At 49.8% G+C, this 16,838-nt stretch carries 11 protein-coding genes; 7 read left to right on the top strand and 4 right to left on the bottom strand.

Annotated features, from left to right (window positions below; translation table 11 throughout):
- Positions 1–12 precede the first annotated feature (12 nt).
- From O3299_RS24775 to O3299_RS24790, 4 genes are read left to right on the top strand one after another with little or no spacing between them, the layout of a single operon-like run.
- Positions 13–1,272: a site-specific integrase gene (locus O3299_RS24775; protein ID WP_305063406.1), complete on the top strand. Its 1,260-nt coding sequence runs from the start codon at positions 13–15 to the stop codon at positions 1,270–1,272.
- A complete protein-coding gene (locus O3299_RS24780; protein ID WP_305063407.1) occupies positions 1,247–2,791 on the top strand; it encodes a site-specific integrase in 1,545 nt (514 codons plus the stop codon). Before O3299_RS24775 ends, O3299_RS24780 begins: the two co-directional genes overlap by 26 nt.
- Positions 2,788–4,779, top strand: coding sequence for an integrase (locus O3299_RS24785; RefSeq protein ID WP_305063408.1), 1,992 nt, complete (start codon positions 2,788–2,790; stop codon positions 4,777–4,779). Before O3299_RS24780 ends, O3299_RS24785 begins: the two co-directional genes overlap by 4 nt.
- 11 nt (positions 4,780–4,790) lie before the next feature.
- The gene (locus tag O3299_RS24790; RefSeq protein WP_305063409.1) at positions 4,791–5,222 is read left to right on the top strand and encodes a hypothetical protein; all 432 of its coding nucleotides are present in this window, start codon (positions 4,791–4,793) and stop codon (positions 5,220–5,222) included.
- On the opposite strand, the gene O3299_RS24795 is transcribed toward O3299_RS24790, so the two are convergent.
- Positions 5,223–5,465 carry a helix-turn-helix domain-containing protein gene (locus O3299_RS24795; RefSeq protein WP_305063469.1) on the bottom strand — a complete coding sequence of 81 codons (243 nt, stop codon included), beginning with the start codon at positions 5,463–5,465 and terminating at the stop codon, positions 5,223–5,225.
- Between the two features lie 71 nt (positions 5,466–5,536).
- Between O3299_RS24795 and O3299_RS24800 the strand changes: the two genes are divergently transcribed.
- From O3299_RS24800 to O3299_RS24810, 3 genes are all read left to right on the top strand, one after another.
- The gene (locus O3299_RS24800; RefSeq protein WP_305063410.1) at positions 5,537–6,049 is read left to right on the top strand and encodes a hypothetical protein; all 513 of its coding nucleotides are present in this window, start codon (positions 5,537–5,539) and stop codon (positions 6,047–6,049) included.
- 507 nt (positions 6,050–6,556) lie between these two features.
- Complete coding sequence (locus O3299_RS24805; RefSeq protein ID WP_305063411.1) at positions 6,557–12,541, top strand: hypothetical protein; 5,985 nt, start codon at positions 6,557–6,559, stop codon at positions 12,539–12,541.
- On the top strand, positions 12,541–13,635 hold the full coding sequence (locus O3299_RS24810) for a hypothetical protein (RefSeq protein WP_305063412.1): 1,095 nt from the start codon (positions 12,541–12,543) through the stop codon (positions 13,633–13,635). The genes O3299_RS24805 and O3299_RS24810 overlap by 1 nt, the downstream gene beginning before the upstream one ends.
- A 174-nt stretch (positions 13,636–13,809) precedes the next feature.
- Here O3299_RS24810 and O3299_RS24815 read toward each other — a convergent pair whose 3' ends face one another.
- From O3299_RS24815 to O3299_RS24825, 3 genes are read right to left on the bottom strand one after another with little or no spacing between them, the layout of a single operon-like run.
- Positions 13,810–14,448: a hypothetical protein gene (locus O3299_RS24815; RefSeq protein ID WP_305063413.1), complete on the bottom strand. Its 639-nt coding sequence runs from the start codon at positions 14,446–14,448 to the stop codon at positions 13,810–13,812.
- Between the two features lie 30 nt (positions 14,449–14,478).
- Positions 14,479–15,282, bottom strand: a complete 804-nt coding sequence (locus O3299_RS24820; protein ID WP_305063414.1) for an E2 domain-containing protein — start codon at positions 15,280–15,282, stop codon at positions 14,479–14,481.
- On the bottom strand, positions 15,282–16,808 hold the full coding sequence (locus O3299_RS24825; protein WP_305063415.1) for an adenylate/guanylate cyclase domain-containing protein: 1,527 nt from the start codon (positions 16,806–16,808) through the stop codon (positions 15,282–15,284). Before O3299_RS24825 ends, O3299_RS24820 begins: the two co-directional genes overlap by 1 nt.
- Positions 16,809–16,838: the final 30 nt, after the last annotated feature.

A 16,838-nucleotide genomic window follows, 5' to 3' on the forward strand; every position in this document is an offset into this window, starting at 1 on the left:
GAGGTCTGGTATATGGCAGAATTCCTGGCTCAGCGCATCCGCTTTCAGAATGGTGAGCGCCATTCTGTTCTGCAGGTTCCTTATGGGCTTCCGGTGCATGAGGTTACGGTGTACCTCGACAAGTACCGAAAAAAAGGGCGTGCGGCGAATACGATCCATGTTGTTTGCAGCGCCATAGCACTGTTGTATCGAGAGCTAGCCCTAGCGAAGGTGGATTTGCTTGACCGACTTTCCAAAGGTCAATTCCTCTCAATCGCTGAGCTTGACCGTTTGGTGTCGGCGACTCAATATCGAGTCCAAGACTTAGACGAAGTAGCTAGTGACGGAAGCAAGTCAAAAGTCATCAGCTTCAACCGGATCGTTATGCGTAGAAGAAAAACGCAGCCGGAGCGTCGGCCCGTCGATGTGCAAACTCATGCCTCGCGGTTGCGTTACATCGCGGACTACCTTGACTTCATTTCTAATTACTTTGGAGAGGGCCTTGCTCGCACTGATCGGCTGTACCTTAAAGCTGAGGCAGAGCGCGCTCTCACAGCGTTTCGAGAACACATTCCCGCAGTATCCAAACGAGCTAAGCTTGGCGCAAGGATAGGGCTCAGCCTGGAAGAACAGGGGCGTGTAGTAGCTGCAGTGCACCCTGACTCCCCAAACAACCCCTGGAAGCGCCGAGTGATCCGGCAGCGTAATTGGCTCATCATCGTTCTTCTGTTGGCTACAGGTATCCGGCGTGGCGAACTTCTCGGCTTGCAGATCGGCGATATTTCCTCGAATCAGCCGAAGCTGCGCATTGTGCGTCGTGCTGATGCAAAAGACGACACCCGTACGAATCAGCCGAACACGAAGACACATGACCGGGAAATAGAACTACTGCCTACCATCTTGCGCGCGCTGCAGGCATATCTGGTTGAGCGCAGAAACATCAAAGCTGCGCGGAGTATTCCGCAGATCTTTGTTTCGGAGGACGGAAATGCTTTGTCGACCCAGAGCATTGATAAGCTATTTAGACAATTGAGGGAAGCCTGTCCTGGTTTGCCGGTGTCACTGACTAGCCATGTGATGCGTCATACCTGGAACGAGAGATTCTCCGAAGCCGCGGAGGCGATGCAATTGCCTGAGATTGCCGAGGAACGAGCCCGGAATAGTCAACAAGGCTGGAGTGACAATTCCAAGACTTCGGTTATTTACACCAGGCGTTACACCTCAAAAAAAGGGAATGAAATCTCAATGAAACTGCAGGAAAAACTCGATGAACAAATCGCCAAAACTAGATGATAAAGTGGCGCTTAATTCTGAGCACCGTTTGCCGGATCTAGCCTTTACGCTTAGCGGTGTGGGGTTTCGACCCAACGATGACGTATGGCTTTGGCTAGATGGTCCTTTTAAAGTGAAGTTGGACTTCTGCCGATTTGATTTACCAACGACGATTCCAGTTTTCTCTCTCAAGTATACATTGTATGTTTTCGCGAAGACAAATGCACCGAGTTACGTCTGTAATCTGTTCGCAGCATTTGTGCATTTTCTAGCGCAACGCGGAGGCACTGCAGCCTTGACGAGCATCACTGCGATGGAGGTTTCAAACTATTTTGCACGACTTGGAGAGCATGAGAAATGGCGCATTGGTACCTTAAATGTACTACTCCAGAAGTGGCAGGCACTAGGCCTTGTTGGCGTTGATTCTGAGTGTACTCAATACCTGAGAGAGCGGCGTAAGCCGGGGAATACCAAAGGAGCTGCTGTCCGACAGCGAGACCCTTTCGCAGGCCCGTTCTGTGAGGAGGAATATACCGCGCTTTATAAAGCTGTGGATACCGCGTATGGTACGGGTGACATCCCACGGTGGGCCGCAGTTTTAGTACGTCTATTGTTCGCTTGCGGTGGGCGAATCTCACAGTATGCTTCACTTAAGGGGAGCGACTTTAACGTTAAGGAAAGCACATTCGTTCTCAATCTTCCACAAGCCAAGACAGGTTCGGTGCACGGGCGAGTTTCCTTCATTGAATTTTTTCTAAGTCCGCAAACTGGTCGGCTGGTTCTGGAGCACATTGATAGTCACCGGGCTCAGGGGCTTGGCGACGAAGCTCCGTTGTTTCTTGAAAGTGAGGTTATGGCACGAGGCCCGCGCGAGCAACTACGTGCTAAGGAGGACTTGTTTTTCGGTCATTGTACGCAATTGGTATTGTCTAAAGCATTGACTTCAGTGGTAAGCGCAATTGCACCACCGACTTCGCGCTTGGACTTTGCTCCTATCCCGGTTAACGCAAAGCGGTTCCGCTCGACATTTGGTACTCGTCTTGCGGAGGAGGGGGCGAGCAGGGCGCAAATCGCTGAAAGACTTGGACATGCGGACTTACAAAACGTGGACGTCTACTTTGAAGGATCGCCTACTATTATTGAGAATATTGATAATGCCCTTAGCCATCAATTAGCACCGTTAGCTCGAGCATTCAAGGGACGGGTGGTCGAGGACGAGGAGCACTCTACACACAAGGGTGCGTCTGGAAGCAGGATCATTGATTTTCGAATTTCGGCCAAGCCGCTTGCAAGCTGCGCTGGCAAAGGCAAAGAATGTTTTTTCGATAAACCCGTTGCTTGTTACACCTGCTTTAGATTCGAGCCGTGGCTTGATGGTCCTCACGAGCAGGTACTTGAACGTCTTCAGAAAGAGCGCGAGAAGTGGATCGCAGACGAGCGTATAGCAGCCATTAACGATGATGCCATAGTAGCTATACGCGAGGTAATGGCTGAGTGTGATCAGATAAATGCGCAACAGAAGACCGGAGGAATTGCGTGAGCGAAAACATTTTTCACTTTACGCCAAAGGCGGAACTTACTCCTCAAGCGAACCTCGAAGCTTTTATCGACGTTTGTCGGAAGTCCGAGGTCCTGAATGCGTTTCGTCAGTTTGAAGCGAACGTTTGGGATATTGGTCACTTGAAAGGGCAAAACAAGATGCATCGAGCGGTGTTTAGCACGATGGAGGCCGCATGTGAAAACTCCCAAGAGCCGTGTCTACCGCAACCTTTCTTGAATTTCAGCAAATCCATCCTCGTTTATCTCCATGACCGTCGACCAGTGATCTCTCAGGCGCCGCGCATCTCCGCCCTTCGATATCTTGAGGCAGCATTGCGTGAATGGAGCAAGGGGCCGCGACCAACGGCTGTAAATGTTGAAGTCCTGGATACCGCAGTTGAGCTGGCTCGGAACGGTGTCTCCGCTGGAGTCGCTTACCGCATTGCAGGTCAGCTTGAACTTATTGCCGAACTGATGCATACGAAAGGCCTTATCTCGCTTCGGCAGAAGTGGCTTCACGGCATGACGAAGCCTCAAGAGCTTGGCTCCAGAATTTCGGCGGCAGCGCTGAACGCAAGACAGGAGAAGCTGCCCTCAGCTGCTGCATTGCGTGCACTCGCTGGTATTTTTCAGGAGGCTATCAAACCTGCTGACGTCTTGGTTTCAAGCTATGCGGCAATCATGGCATGCGCGCCTGAGCGTATCAACGAGGTACTAAGGCTCAAACGAAACTGCATTATCAAAGGTGACGGGCGCTTTCTTGCTTCTGTTGGACTCAGGTGGGCAGGGTCAAAAGGAGCTGACGACACAGTTAAGTGGCTTCCTACGGAGATGGTTCCAGTTGCCGAACAAGCCATTGCGCAATTGCTGGATATTACTGCGCCTGCCCAAGAACTTGCCGCTTGGTATACCCAGAACCCAACCAAGTTATACCTGCATCAGGCTGCTGTTCATCTACGAGATAACGCTGTTTTAACCCTTGCGGAAATAGGGCTTATCCTTTGGGGGGATGAGATGGCAAGGACAAGCGCGAATGTATGGGCTCAGCAGACTAACAAGCTGAAGAAGGTCTCTTTAGGTGGGAGAAATATTGGTTTTCGGTACAAGGACGTGGAGGCTGCAATCTTGTCCATGCTGCCTCCTTGCTTTCCCCATATGCTTGGTGCTCCAAACTTACTCTGCAACGAGGCGATTGCGGTCGCCAGGGTCAACGAGATGCACGCTACACGTGCAACATACCTCTGCATGTTTACCTGCGTTGACTACAGCAGTATTACAACCCTCTTGTCGCGCCACAGCGGAAATCCAAGTATTTTCGACCGTTTCAGCTATACCGAGGATGATGGTTCGCCAATCGAGATGAATACTCATAGCCTGCGTCACTACCTCAATATGCTTGCGCAGATGGGTGGAATGAGCAGTGCTGAGATAGCTATCTTTTCTGGACGGAAGGACGCTTCACAGAACCGTGCCTATGACCATATGACGTCTAATCAGGTGCAGGAGCCAATTAGTCGAGCCCTGAAGACAGGTATGACTGTCGGATTGGTTGAGAAGGTTCCGCGGTCATTAATCTGTCGGAACGATTTTCCTCTGGCAAAGCCACTGGCAGCTCATTCAACTGAGTATGGGTGGTGCAGGCATGATTTTGCGAGTGAGCCTTGTCAGATATATCGCGATTGCATCAACTGCGAAGAGCAGGACTGCATCAAGGGTGATGAGCATAAGGAGCGCAACCTACGTAGTCTGAAGTCCGAGACCGTATTGCTCCTCAGTGTAGCAAAGGATGCCCTCAGTGAACAAGAATATGGGGCGGACACTTGGGTTGCCCATCAAACCAAGACACTTGAGCGCACTAATGCTTTACTTAAGATTTTGGAGGACCCGACGATTCCTGCCGGAGCACGGGTCCGCCTAAACGTAACCAATGCGGCGCTCATCGTTGATGAGGGGAACCGACCTATCTACCTAACAACGTCCGCTCATTAAAAACTGCCAATATGAAGAAGACACGTGCTCCTGATCTTACCACTGAGCGAATCCAGGTTGTACTGGAAACGCTCGATGGTTGGAAGGGTAAGTTGACATGGGATATGCTGATAACAGTAGTTGAGAAGAACTTGGGTATTGTGTATTCGCGTTTTACCCTTTCCGAGTACCCAGAGATTGCCAACGCTTTCTCGCTTAAGAAGGACTCCTTGCGAGGAGGTAGGCAGGGCGGAGCAGCGGTCCCTCGTGATGACCGAGTGCGCGCGGCGTTGGAGCAGGTGGATCGTCTGCAAGTCACGGTCGCTCGTCTCAAACAAGAAAATATGCTGCTCAAAGAGCAGTTCGTAACCTGGGCTCACAATGCGGAGCGCAAAGGGGTCACTATCACAATGCTCAATGAACCGCTTCTTAAGCCTCAACGTGACCGGAGCAAACTGAAGTGACTACTGTGGCGTCAAAAGCTGATGGGGGGCAACGCCCAGAGCATTGGCTATTTTTTCCAAGTTATCAATCGAAATATTTCTGACTTGACGTTCGACATGTGCGATGAAAGTTCGATGCAGTCCTGATTCGAACCCAAGCATTTCTTGTGACCATTTCTTCTCCCCTCGCAACCTTACAACGTTTGTTGCCAAGATGGCTCGCGCTGACCGATTTGCAGTGTTGGAAGGTGAGGGTATAGGCATCACCTTCAGTTTCACAAAATGACGCTTTTAAGTCAGCCGCGTTTAAGTCACAATAACTATGTTTATTAGGAATGGATTTGCAAGCAGGGGTGGCTATGACAACGGAGTCATGCTGCAATGAAAAATGTACTATTGATAATGGTAAATTTATGCTAAAGCGCTATTTTGTTGCTCATGATGATTCGATTACCGAATGGGAACCCGTTTTTGTACATGCAACGTCAGCCGACGCTGCCATAGAACAATATATGCTGCAAATTTACTCTAAGGATCTCTATTTCCGCCAGCACGTTCAAGAACTTCATGATGTCGAATCTTTTGTTGGTAGTTTAGTTTTCTCAACAGGAGACGAAAAAATTCAGTTTATGAATGGAGACTGCACTAGGACGCCAGAATTCATTCAGCTTAGGATCAGAAATTTTTTTGAGGATGCCCCTGAACTTGGCGAAAAATTTTGGAAATATGTTGAAACTGAAGATGTAAAAATGATTAATGAAGCAATATTTGAATTCATTGCCAAGAGGGATACGGATGGAATTGTGGCTATCGAGGAAGAACAGATTCGTGTTCTAGTACCACGGTAATGATAGTCGTGTGATCTGCAAGTTATGTAACAGTCGAAGTTAGGGGCAACCGATACCGACTTCCTCTAGGTCAACTTGATCGGATTGTCGCTTGGATCTATCTTTCTCGAGCATGATAGAGAGTCTTTGTCCCTTAGATGGAACAAACTACAGCGAGCAGAGTGATAATTTGTGTATTTTGCATGTGGGTAAAATGATATTCTCTTAGCCAACTGTTAATAACGGTTTTAAATTGCCACATAAGAAATGTTGTCTTAATGAAATATTCTCACGTGCAGTTGGCAGTGTGCATTCCAACGATCTATTGAATTTGAAGGCATCATGCAAAGCGAGTACAAGCACTCATCTGTTCAGGGACTTCCGAGGTCACTATTGATTGCCGAAGGAAACACTGCGGCAGTTATCTCCCTAATGCAACGCAGAGCTGGACTCAATCGTAAGCGTAAGCGGGACCTACAGTCTGGTACTAAGTCCGTTTGGGAATCCGGTCAAAGTGTGACTGCTTCAATGTCCAAAACTGATCAAAACGTACTTACTTACTATATGAGTGCCAATGATCGCTGGGGAAGCTTTTGGAGCGTTGTCCGGATGAGGTTGCGGCGGCGATCTGCCATGGGGACAAAAATATATGCTTTGGCCGTCGATATCCAGTTGCTTGATTCTTACGCACCTGAATGGCAGGACTTACCATTCGAAAGCGGAATGCTGGTAGGGGTATGCCCAGAATGGGAGCGTATTCAGGAGGCACTTCAGCGATTTTGGAAAGGGAGTGAAAAAGAGCCGCTGCCACTCGGCGTTTTTATGCTTTGGCCGCGCCTGGTTGAGGATTTGCAGCGTTGGACAACTTTGGATGCTGAACTTCAGACCCGGATTGGCCATGCAGTTTTTTCCCTGTCATCTATTGGATGGACCCGTTGGTTTATCGATGAAGCGCTTTCAATTTGTCCAGCCTTAGAGCACGAGCTTGGCGAACTAAGCGGCAAATCGCCAGAGCCTGACGAGCGGCCACGAACGTCAGACGAGCTTCCAGTGTCCCTGAGTGAAGAACTGATTGTCGAAAACGAGAAAAACGAATCGACTTTAAACATCGAGGCGGAGTGGGTCACGATTGGGGCGGAGCTTAAGCGCATTGAGAGCCAATGGCTGACTGTGCCAACGCGTGAGCTGCTTAGCAAGTTGGTTTTGCTTGGAATTGACGCTTCTAGATTACTAGATGCCATTCCGGACTGCATGATGCCGCCACGAATTTTGCTTGAAAATCGGCTAGGTGCTTTGCGTATTCACTTGGACGAACTTGCTAGTGGCACAGAGTTGTCTTGGCTAAGTGAAGAAGACTTGAATGGCATCATGTTGCGCTGGAGCCTCGCCATGGATGATGCTTCAAGCGATGATTTGTTTCTCGAGCTTGCCGATGATGTAGAGCTTGCTATGGATAGACTTGTTGTCGCTATCGGTGAAGTGCGATCCGCCCAAGAAGGTGTTGACCGAGCGAATCAAACATTGCTGGCTCTTGACGGCGAAGTAAGTTGTCAAATGTCTGTCATCCGTCGCATCGAGCTGACAAATCGTCAGCTTCAGGCTAAGGGAGAAGTGATTGCTGCTGAGCGTAAGCAGACAGATGCTATGTTATTCACGCTAGCCTCTGCGTCGCCTCGAGGTGAAAAATTTGATCCAATGATCGACTACTCTATCTTGCTTGCGGGGCGATCTAACGATAATGGTGTGAAGTCGGAATCACAAGTGGTTGTTGATCATGAGATCGAGCATCCAATAAACACCGTGCAAATAGACATGGCGATTGATTGTGATGAGATTGAGCCAGTCAAGCAGGAAATCATCGAACCATCTGTTTTAGTTGAAAACTCTAATGCAACAGCAATAATTGAGGGGATCGATGCGAATGCCAAATTTTCAGAAACTTTGGCTATACGGGACACTGCAGTAAATCAAAGTCCTGGAATCTCAGAACCGTTAATGCCCGCCATTAACACAGCTGAGTTCAGCCAAGTAGGAGAATTTGAGGAGGTCATATGCCAAACAGACTTCACAGCTTCCGCAGGCGATCAGTGTCGGCCTATATGGTCTTTGCTGGAAAAAGGGCATCCTTCTCTTGCGTATCAGTTCACAAGTGCGTTGCAGGCAAACTTTCCGCAATTGCATGTTCCCCCAGTCGCACTGTTGCGATCAACGGCTCTAGCGCCTGGACTGATTGCAAGTGACGGACCACTGGCATTGTCAATTGGTGAAGCATTCGCCGAAATTGACCGGGCCTGGTTTGAACCAAACGATACACCATCAAACTGGCATATTGCACTCAATCTTCTGCTAATTGCAGCAACTCTTAGGCCTATGGTTTTGGCCCCCGCGATGGGCGCCGCAGCTATCGCCAGCTACCGTCACTTGAATGGTCGCTATTCGGCTTTATTGGAATTAGTACGTTTGGTTGGGGAAGTAAGTGAGCCCTTGACTGGATTCGCGATCGGCCCAACTGTTTTGCGATCAGTTGCGGACGAAGCGTCACAAACGGCCCAGCTGGCCAAACTCGTGAAGGATGCTGATGACTGGCTTGTTGATCGAGCACCGAGTAAGAAAATTCGGTATGCACCAGCTTCCAAAGTGTGGCAACACTGGTTAAAGCCTGGAGAAGCGATCTACAAGTTGATTTCGCCAGTGGCGCGAGGTGCTGCAGAAGAACGGAGCATCGTGCGGGCAACTCTAGAGGAGTTGGCTGATTACAACGCTTTCATTGCCCTTGTGAGGGATACCGATAGGCGCCAGCTGAATCGGCGTGGCCAAGATATCGAAGCAGGCGCTTTAGAACATTTGTGGGTGGCCACCTGTGAAGCTGTCGCGTTGGCAAAAGAGTGGCTAAGTGCTGAAAGTTTATTGTCGGATGCCGGCGGGAGATTACGTGCGTTGGTGCGGCAACTGCAATTGGCATTTGATACTTACGCCAAACAGGCATGTGTCGAGTTGAGCGAAAGCTTGGACGACGAATGGGGGCAGGTCAGTGCGGCCAGTCGAGTGCTTCGTACAGAAATCGAAGCTATTTCGAAAATGTTCAGGCAAAGTGACGCCATACCGTTGGCCGAAATCCAGGCAAAGGAACTGCTTGCACGCGATCTTCTCTTGGTTCCTAGCACTTCGATTGCTCAGGATTGGGTTGTGGAATCTAACGCTACCGAACTTCTGAGTGGGTTAACGTCTTGGCTTGACTCCCCAATAAACGCAGCTGTTGCCTTCGCCGAACGCGTGCATAAGGGAGACATCGCTGGCGCAAGGTTGTTATTGAGGGATTTGCCTGAAGAGAATGAAAGTAGTAGTAGTCGGAAACAACTGATCGATAAGACAAGAGATTCTTGGGTTAAGGATCTTGAACGAAATATTCTAGATGCGCGTCGCGCGTCTGAAGTTGGGCTTGCATATGGGTATCTGAGCGATGCTGAGCGTGCGGCATGCGAGGGGGAACTTAGCGCTGTCGAACTGCGTAATCGTGACACAGATCGTTTTGATCAAGCCATGTTGCGAGTCGATGCTGTATTAAAAAAAATTGAAGAGCAAAAGGATCTGCGGATTCAAGAGGCTTGGAGTGTATTTGAGCGTGAGAAACTGAGCTTGAATGATGAGGTAGCTAAGCAGGTAGAAGTGCCCTTGGCGCGCTCAGATATCCATACCTTTAACGAATTGATGCAGCGGGTACGCTTAGGTATGGATCCTTGGCCCGAAAGGGACTTGCGTCGAGATTCATTTCGAGAATTTTTCCCCGGCGTACAGGCTGAGTTGCTTAGTCAACTAGTAAGGCAAGATGCTGTGGAGGTGGATAAACTCATTCGATTGGGTGGTTCAGTAGGTCAGGTTTCATTTGACCTGGAAGGAGATACACAAGCGCGACAAGATGCTGAGGAGGTCTATCGGGCGTGGGCGTCATCTGTCGGTCGGCGAAGCATGGCTCGCGATAATCTTAGGAAAATCCTTGATGCCTTAGGGTTGCCAGTACGAGCGCTAGAACAGGATAGAACTGGTTCTGGATGGTCACTTCAGACGACGCCCATCCTAGATCGTGATATCTGTCCGGTTCCCCATTTTGGCTCTCGGGCCCAAGGGCGCTATCGGATAGCAGTTTTAGCCGACCGCCTGACTTCTGAGGATCTTTTGCAGCGAATCGGTGAAACAAGCCAGCAGATTGCAACAATAGTATTTATTCTTTCGCGGAGTCCGGCCCGGTTTTGGCCTGATCTTGCCCGACTTTCCAAAGAACGTCAGCGGTCCTTCCTAGTGCTAGACGAGTCGATTCTTCTTCTGTTGCTTTCCCAGCGTGGATCGCGGCTCGGGACATGGTTCGACGTGGCACTGCCTTTTACATATAGCGAGCCCTACGATGCTAGCGCGGGCTTTGTTCCGCCGGAGATGTTTTACGGTCGGACCTCTGAACTCGAAGCCGTCAAAGCTCAAGGTGGATGTTATTTTATCTATGGAGGACGTCAGCTGGGCAAGACCGCGCTACTTCGGCGAGCCGAGAGAACATTCCAAGACCCGTCGGTCGAGCATTATGCAGTGTGGATTGACTTACTCGCGCAAGGGATTGGTGAGCGCCGGCCCGCTGCCGACGTTTGGCTATCTGTATCGGACAAGTTGAAGGAGCTTAAGATCCCTGGATTAGATATGCCAAGCGTTAACCCCACTAGGCAGGTCTCCATCGACACATTTTTGGCCTCGATAAAAGCGTTCTTGATGGAGGCGCCAGGTAGACGAATCTTGCTGTTGCTGGATGAGGCAGACCATTTCTTTGAGCAGGATGCACGTCATGGAGGAAGTTACGCTGAAACTCGACGATTGAAGCAACTCATGGATGAGACCGATCGGCGATTTAAGGTTGTTTTTGCTGGGCTTCATAATGTACTGAGGACGGCGAGTACTTCGAATCAGCCGCTGGGGCATCTGAACGAGGCTGTTCGGATTGGACCCTTAATGGATGAGCGAGAAATTCGTGCAGCAGAAGAATTGATCACTCGCCCAATTGAGGCTGCAGGGTTCGAATTTGACGATCGTAGTCTAGTTATGCGTGTACTAGCTCAGACAAATTACTATCCGAGCCTGATTCAGCTTTACTGCACACAATTGCTCCGCCATTTGCGTGAAACTAAACTGCGTCGTCGTGATATTTTGGGACCACGATTCAAGATTTATGAATCCGATATTGAGTCGGTCTTTTCTGGGCGCCCACTTCGCGATGCTATTCGTTCTAAATTCCGACTGACCCTCCAGTTGGATGACCGCTACGAGGTAATTGCATACGCGATTGGTTTGGAGGCGCTGTCTCTTGGCTATGATCACTCACAAGGTATAAATTGGAGAACTATTCGGCAAGACTGTGCGACGTTATGGTGGCCTGAAGGATTTGCCAATACCACTGAGCGTGACTTTCTCGCTCTGCTGGAAGAAATGGTTCAACTTGGCGTACTCGGCCAAGCTAAGACTCTTGAACGCTTTAGCCTTCGCAATCCTAATGTGCTACTTCTGCTGGGTAGTAAGCAGGAAATTGAGAGTACGCTGCAGGCTGAGCGCGAACCAAAAATTGAGTTCGAGTCTACCATTTTCCGCCCGACGCTTGGTGGCCGGGTGGAAAATCCTGCTCGTAATCCACTGACGTACCGTCAACTGGACGAAGTAGTCCAAATGCGAAGTTCGGTGTCGCTCGTTGCCGCGAGTTCGGCATCCGGAATCGGAAATCTATTGTCAGGGCTTCGTGACCAGCCAGGCATGACTGATAGTCGTCTCTTTGTGCAGTTCGGGCGATCTACGGATAGGAAGAGCTTTGAGCAAGAACTCGAAAAAGAGATCAAAAAACGCGTCTCAGATGGCATCACTATGATGCTTGTGCCATCGTCAGTGCCATGGACTATTGAATGGGTAGAAAAAGCACAAGCAAAAGTGAAAGCGTTGAAATCGATATCGAGTTTTGTGTCCGTAGTTTTTGTTGCCGACCCTGAGCGCTTGTGGGCTCTTGCGGCGAATTTACCTGAAAAGGATGAGTGGTCTGAGCCATGGCTCTCAGTTTTGCCTTGGGCCCGCGGATTTGTTCGCAAATGGCTAGAAGAGCTGCAAATACCAACAGATAACATTGATCGGCTTGAAGTGCTGACGGGCTTCTGGGGAGGACTACTTGAATCTGCTGCGCATGTAAAAGGAACCGTTGATTTTGTAAGCAATCTAGATCGAGTGGGTAAGCTTCTCGCCGACACTGAATGGAGAGCTGAAAATCGTCATCGTTTGACTGGCGGTATTGAAGAAGCTGAGGCCGTTCTTACAGTGCTTCAAGGCTTGGGTGATGGGGTCACTGAAAGTGATCTCATCGATTATAGCGACGTGCCAAGGGTAGTCGTTAGGCGTGCGCTTCGTTGGGCGGAGCCGCTGGGCTTGATAGTCCGTCAGCCAGGTGGTACTTGGGCTCTTGACTCGTTCGCGAAGAAAATTTTCGGGAATATTGACTGATGAAATGGCAAGCTTTGCCAGGCCCGGCGAGATACATTGAGGAGGTTGTTCGACATCTTCGTGAAGGTACCCATGTTATTGTTGCCGCCTCCGAACTTGCTCCATCCTTGGCGCAAACGTTTGTCGAGCATCTTGCTCATGATCGGTGGTATCAACTTCGAGTGTCTGTTGATCTCTCCGACGAGCCTTTAAGGTGTCTGACGGAAAACCTTTACCTCGAGCCAGAGCAGTGGGTTGGATGGAGTGTCGAAAAACTCTTCAGCAATATGCCCACTAACCACGTTATTGTGATTGATGGTGTGACCGCTGCTAGTTGGGATAAATGGCGTATATTCCTACAAGACTTTGAAGCTATTAGCCGGCAAAGAGCATCAGACGAGCGTTCAGTATTGCTTGTGTTTGTTCGTGGTGTCACACAAAAGCGACTACAAAAACAGAGCGCTGCACTTGCGACAATTATTTGGAGTGATGTATTAGGTGAGCTAGACACGCTAACCTATGTAGATCAGCGTCTGAGGAACAAACAAAAGCCGACTCGACATCATAAACTAATTGTTCGTCAGATCGCGGCTTTGGCGCTCTGGGATCTAGAACTAGCCGATTATCTTGTGGATCAGCCAGATCGAGATGTGTTTGATATACAAGCTGTATTGACGTCGGCAAGAATCGCAATTGGCCAAAATGGGAAGGTTATGGGCGGTCGCTGGGAAGACGGTGGGATGGATTATTTCGATGGTATCGAACTATCGCATCCATTTTCACTGATGGATGCGGGGGATCCGAGTGGGGAATTGGCTCGACGGGTCTGGGCCGCACAAGCATCTGAATTGCTTCCGTTGATTGAAGTTCGCAGGCGAGAGTTGGTTCGAAGTTTGGAGCGTTACATATCGTGTCCGTTTTGGATCGATAGTAAACGCCAAGTTCGGTCTCTCGAGGAACTAGAGATTGGTTCATTGGCTTACGCCACGCAGACTCACAAATTACAAGGTGAGCTTAGGGACCGAGCTGAGTGGCTTGCACGTTGCCGGAACACGCTGGCACATCTTAGATTGCTACAGGATGCTGACGCTTTGGACTCGAGGTTGCATGGATAGCACACGTTAGTGAGGTAAGCTAGAAATGGCTGGATAAGCTGTAGTGGCTCAGAATTGACTACACAGTTGCCGCCAGGTGCGGTAAGTTCCTCCTATTGTGTATTATCTTAGACTTTAACTGATAGTAAGCGCCCAATGCGTTCAAACCATCGGTGTTGAATTACTTTCGATACGCTACCGCTTCTCAGCCACCTTGGTCGAAATTTCTCCATTGTTCAAACTAACAGCAACATCGTTCTCCGCCAGGATGCGATGCCCCAGGGCTATGGCTAGGCAGATCAACGCAGAGATCAAAAATCTCCCTGCAATTCGAAGTGGACGCGACTTTTTGGCAATCGAGTGGCAAATTACGAAATGCTGTTTCAGCGTCTCTTGCGCAAGCTGCTCGTAGTCTAGACCAGAAACATATCGCTCAAATTTTTTGAAGTCGCTGGTTTCGTATTGGGAGGCGACGTAGCCATAAAAACTGACAGGGCGGTTAGACTCATCCCATCGTATCTTCTTGCCAAATATTTCCTGCAAAGTCTCTCTAGGCAAGACAACTAAGATTGCCGCCAACAACGAGATCAAAGCAAGGACAGTTGACGATAGCGTAAGCCAGCGCGTCAGGCCTTCAAAGCTAAAGAGCTTTGCCCCAGTCCACAAGAAACCAAGAAGGCCGAGATTTAAAGCAGCGATAAAGCCCGCTTTAGTATCCATAACCGTAACCCATTTCCTGCTGATTTCCGCGAATGCTGTATAGGCTTTGTAGCGTTCCTCATGAGTCATAGATTTGGGGATAGCAGTCGCCGTGATGTTAAGTGTGTCGCGCAAAGCTATTCTCCAGTGAAAATTAAGAAAAAATTAAGTTAGTGGTGTGTCGAGTTGCTGTGCTAGAGGACATTCGTCGCAGGTACCGCAGCATTTGCTGCCTTGCAGTTCTTCCCAGAATTGCCGATCTGCTTCGCCCCAGCGGATTAATGCTTCTGCAAGGACTACGGCAGCAGCATGGTGATTCTCACAGCGGCCGATACGCTTTGGTTGGCGTGAATCACTCATCCCACAAAAGCATTTTTTTCGACGATTGACGACCATCCGACGCGACTGCCAAATCGAAAATAGATGTACACCATCCTGTTGCACCTCTGCGATGGATTCAGCGTTGCGTCCGCGGCTGGGCCAGATCTTGATTGATAGAGAGCCTTCTTCAAGTTTGGCGAAGAACGATTTTCCGAGCGCGGTCGCTGCCTGCATTGCTTGCAACTGATACTTCGCAGCGCTACCGTGGGCCCAAGATTTGAGTGACGGCCATCGCCTAATTTTTGCAGCGCGCTCTTGTAGGCGTAGGAACTGGATGAGCGTTTCCATCCAAGCTCGTGCGGATATCTCGTCTACTACATCGAACTGTTCGCCACCTTCCCAGTAGAGGCAAAATGATCCGTCCGGATTTATATGGCGTTCTGGGCAGAAGGAGGGGAGATGTTGGCTGCCGGACTCTCTTGCTCGGAGTTTATTACCCTCGCACCTTACTTGAACACGATAGTCGGTCGCACGGCCATCTATTCGTTCGAGCGTGATGTTAAGCTCTGCAACGGTTTCGCCGGTGAACTCACCTGTCGAGTTAAATTCTCCGGCGAGTGCAAGGATCAGGTGCAGCGGACTAGGCATCATTTTTTGCAGTAAGGACGGATTTCGCGCTGAGTGGCGGCGAGGATAGCTGGCGTTTTCGCATACGTTTCCTGCCGAACGGCAGAAGCGCGCGCGTCGCCAGCGTCAGACAGCGCCTCGGCTGCTTCATTGAAGTCCAGGTTCTTGACTTTTCGCTGAGAGCCGAATAGCGTTTTTACTGCATCCGATGCCACCTTCAAGGCATTTTCACCGATTGCTGTTTCAACACCGGTGCAGCGCTTTTGCTGCTTCTCAGATTCAAGTACTCCGCGACTGACAGAGCAACGAACCCGGTCGCTTTTCAGCCCCAAGCGCGTGATAGTCATCGGTCCGTATTCGAACCCGATCGCCAAACCCAGTTCGCCGGTTTCATAGTCTTCTGCCTTAAGCCTTTCGAGTGCAAGATCAAAGCTGCTGCGGAAGGCGCCGGCAAGGAGCGTGGCGGCGCTGATCGTCTCTTTTTCATCAGTGGTTGGCGCTGTACCTTCGCAGATGAGTCCGTGAACGCAGTCTCCGATAAACCGCACTCGTCGTCCTTGGAATTCCTTGCTCAAAACGCGTTCGAGCTCGGCTCGGACTACATGGAGAACACGTACCACGTCTTCCGGGGAGTCCTCGATGTGTTGGCCCACGTAGTTGGTGAAGCCATCAATGTCTGCATAAATACTAACGGCTTCCTGACGGCGCGAGTTACCTGGCGTAAGCTTTTGAATGTCGATATTGCAGAAAGGCGGTGTGTGTCGCGTAAATTCGAACGTGGCAATTGGATTCTTTATGAGATCGGCCTTCCAGTCTTTGACAATGTCGTCTTTCGAGATATCGAGGTTAGCTTTCTCGATGCATTCGTCAACTTGAGCAACCGTGAGCGGAGACTGCGCCGGCTTTTCAGCGCTAGGGAGGCCGATTACAGAACGAGCGTCGTTCGTCAGATAAATCCCTGACGGTTTTGCATTTGATGCCAGCTTTGCAGCGTGATTGGCCGGCTCACCCAAGAACAGAGGCTCACGATTTCCGCTGCGGCCGTTGTTTACTGCGAGAGCTTTACCGGTGTCGATGCCAACGCGTACCTTTGCTGTTGGAATGTGTTCGTCTTCCTCGCCTGTCTCAGCTAGAACATCGATGATGATTTGTGCGATTGCCACGGCTTTGCGCACGCGGGTAGCTTCCGCATTATCTTCAGTGTTGTAAGGTTTCGTAATCAAAGCGTGCAGACGTTGATTGTGGAAGTCCACACGTTTTGTTTCCGTCTGGTTGAGGATGCGGTCAACGGCCCTGTAATGCAAGTTCAGGAAGCGAAGTGCGCGTTTGTGGCATGTCTCGCCTTCAGTTTGGGTAACGTTGAGGATATCCTCCAGGTTCGTTATGTCAGCATAGAGATGGACACCATCAACGCGGTACGCCGTATTGGTAGGAATGTTCTCGAGCGACATGTCGCGTTTGTATTCCTTGATATTGATACTCCGTACCTCTTCAATCTTGCTGTCAATGTGTTCTGCTGCTCGATTGTAGTTCCATGCGTTTGCCATGATCTTTCTCCACGTTAATGCGTGGACAAA

Source organism: Janthinobacterium sp. SUN176, assembly GCF_030587335.1.
Classification (GTDB): Bacteria; Pseudomonadota; Gammaproteobacteria; order Burkholderiales; family Burkholderiaceae_D; genus Janthinobacterium; species Janthinobacterium kumbetense.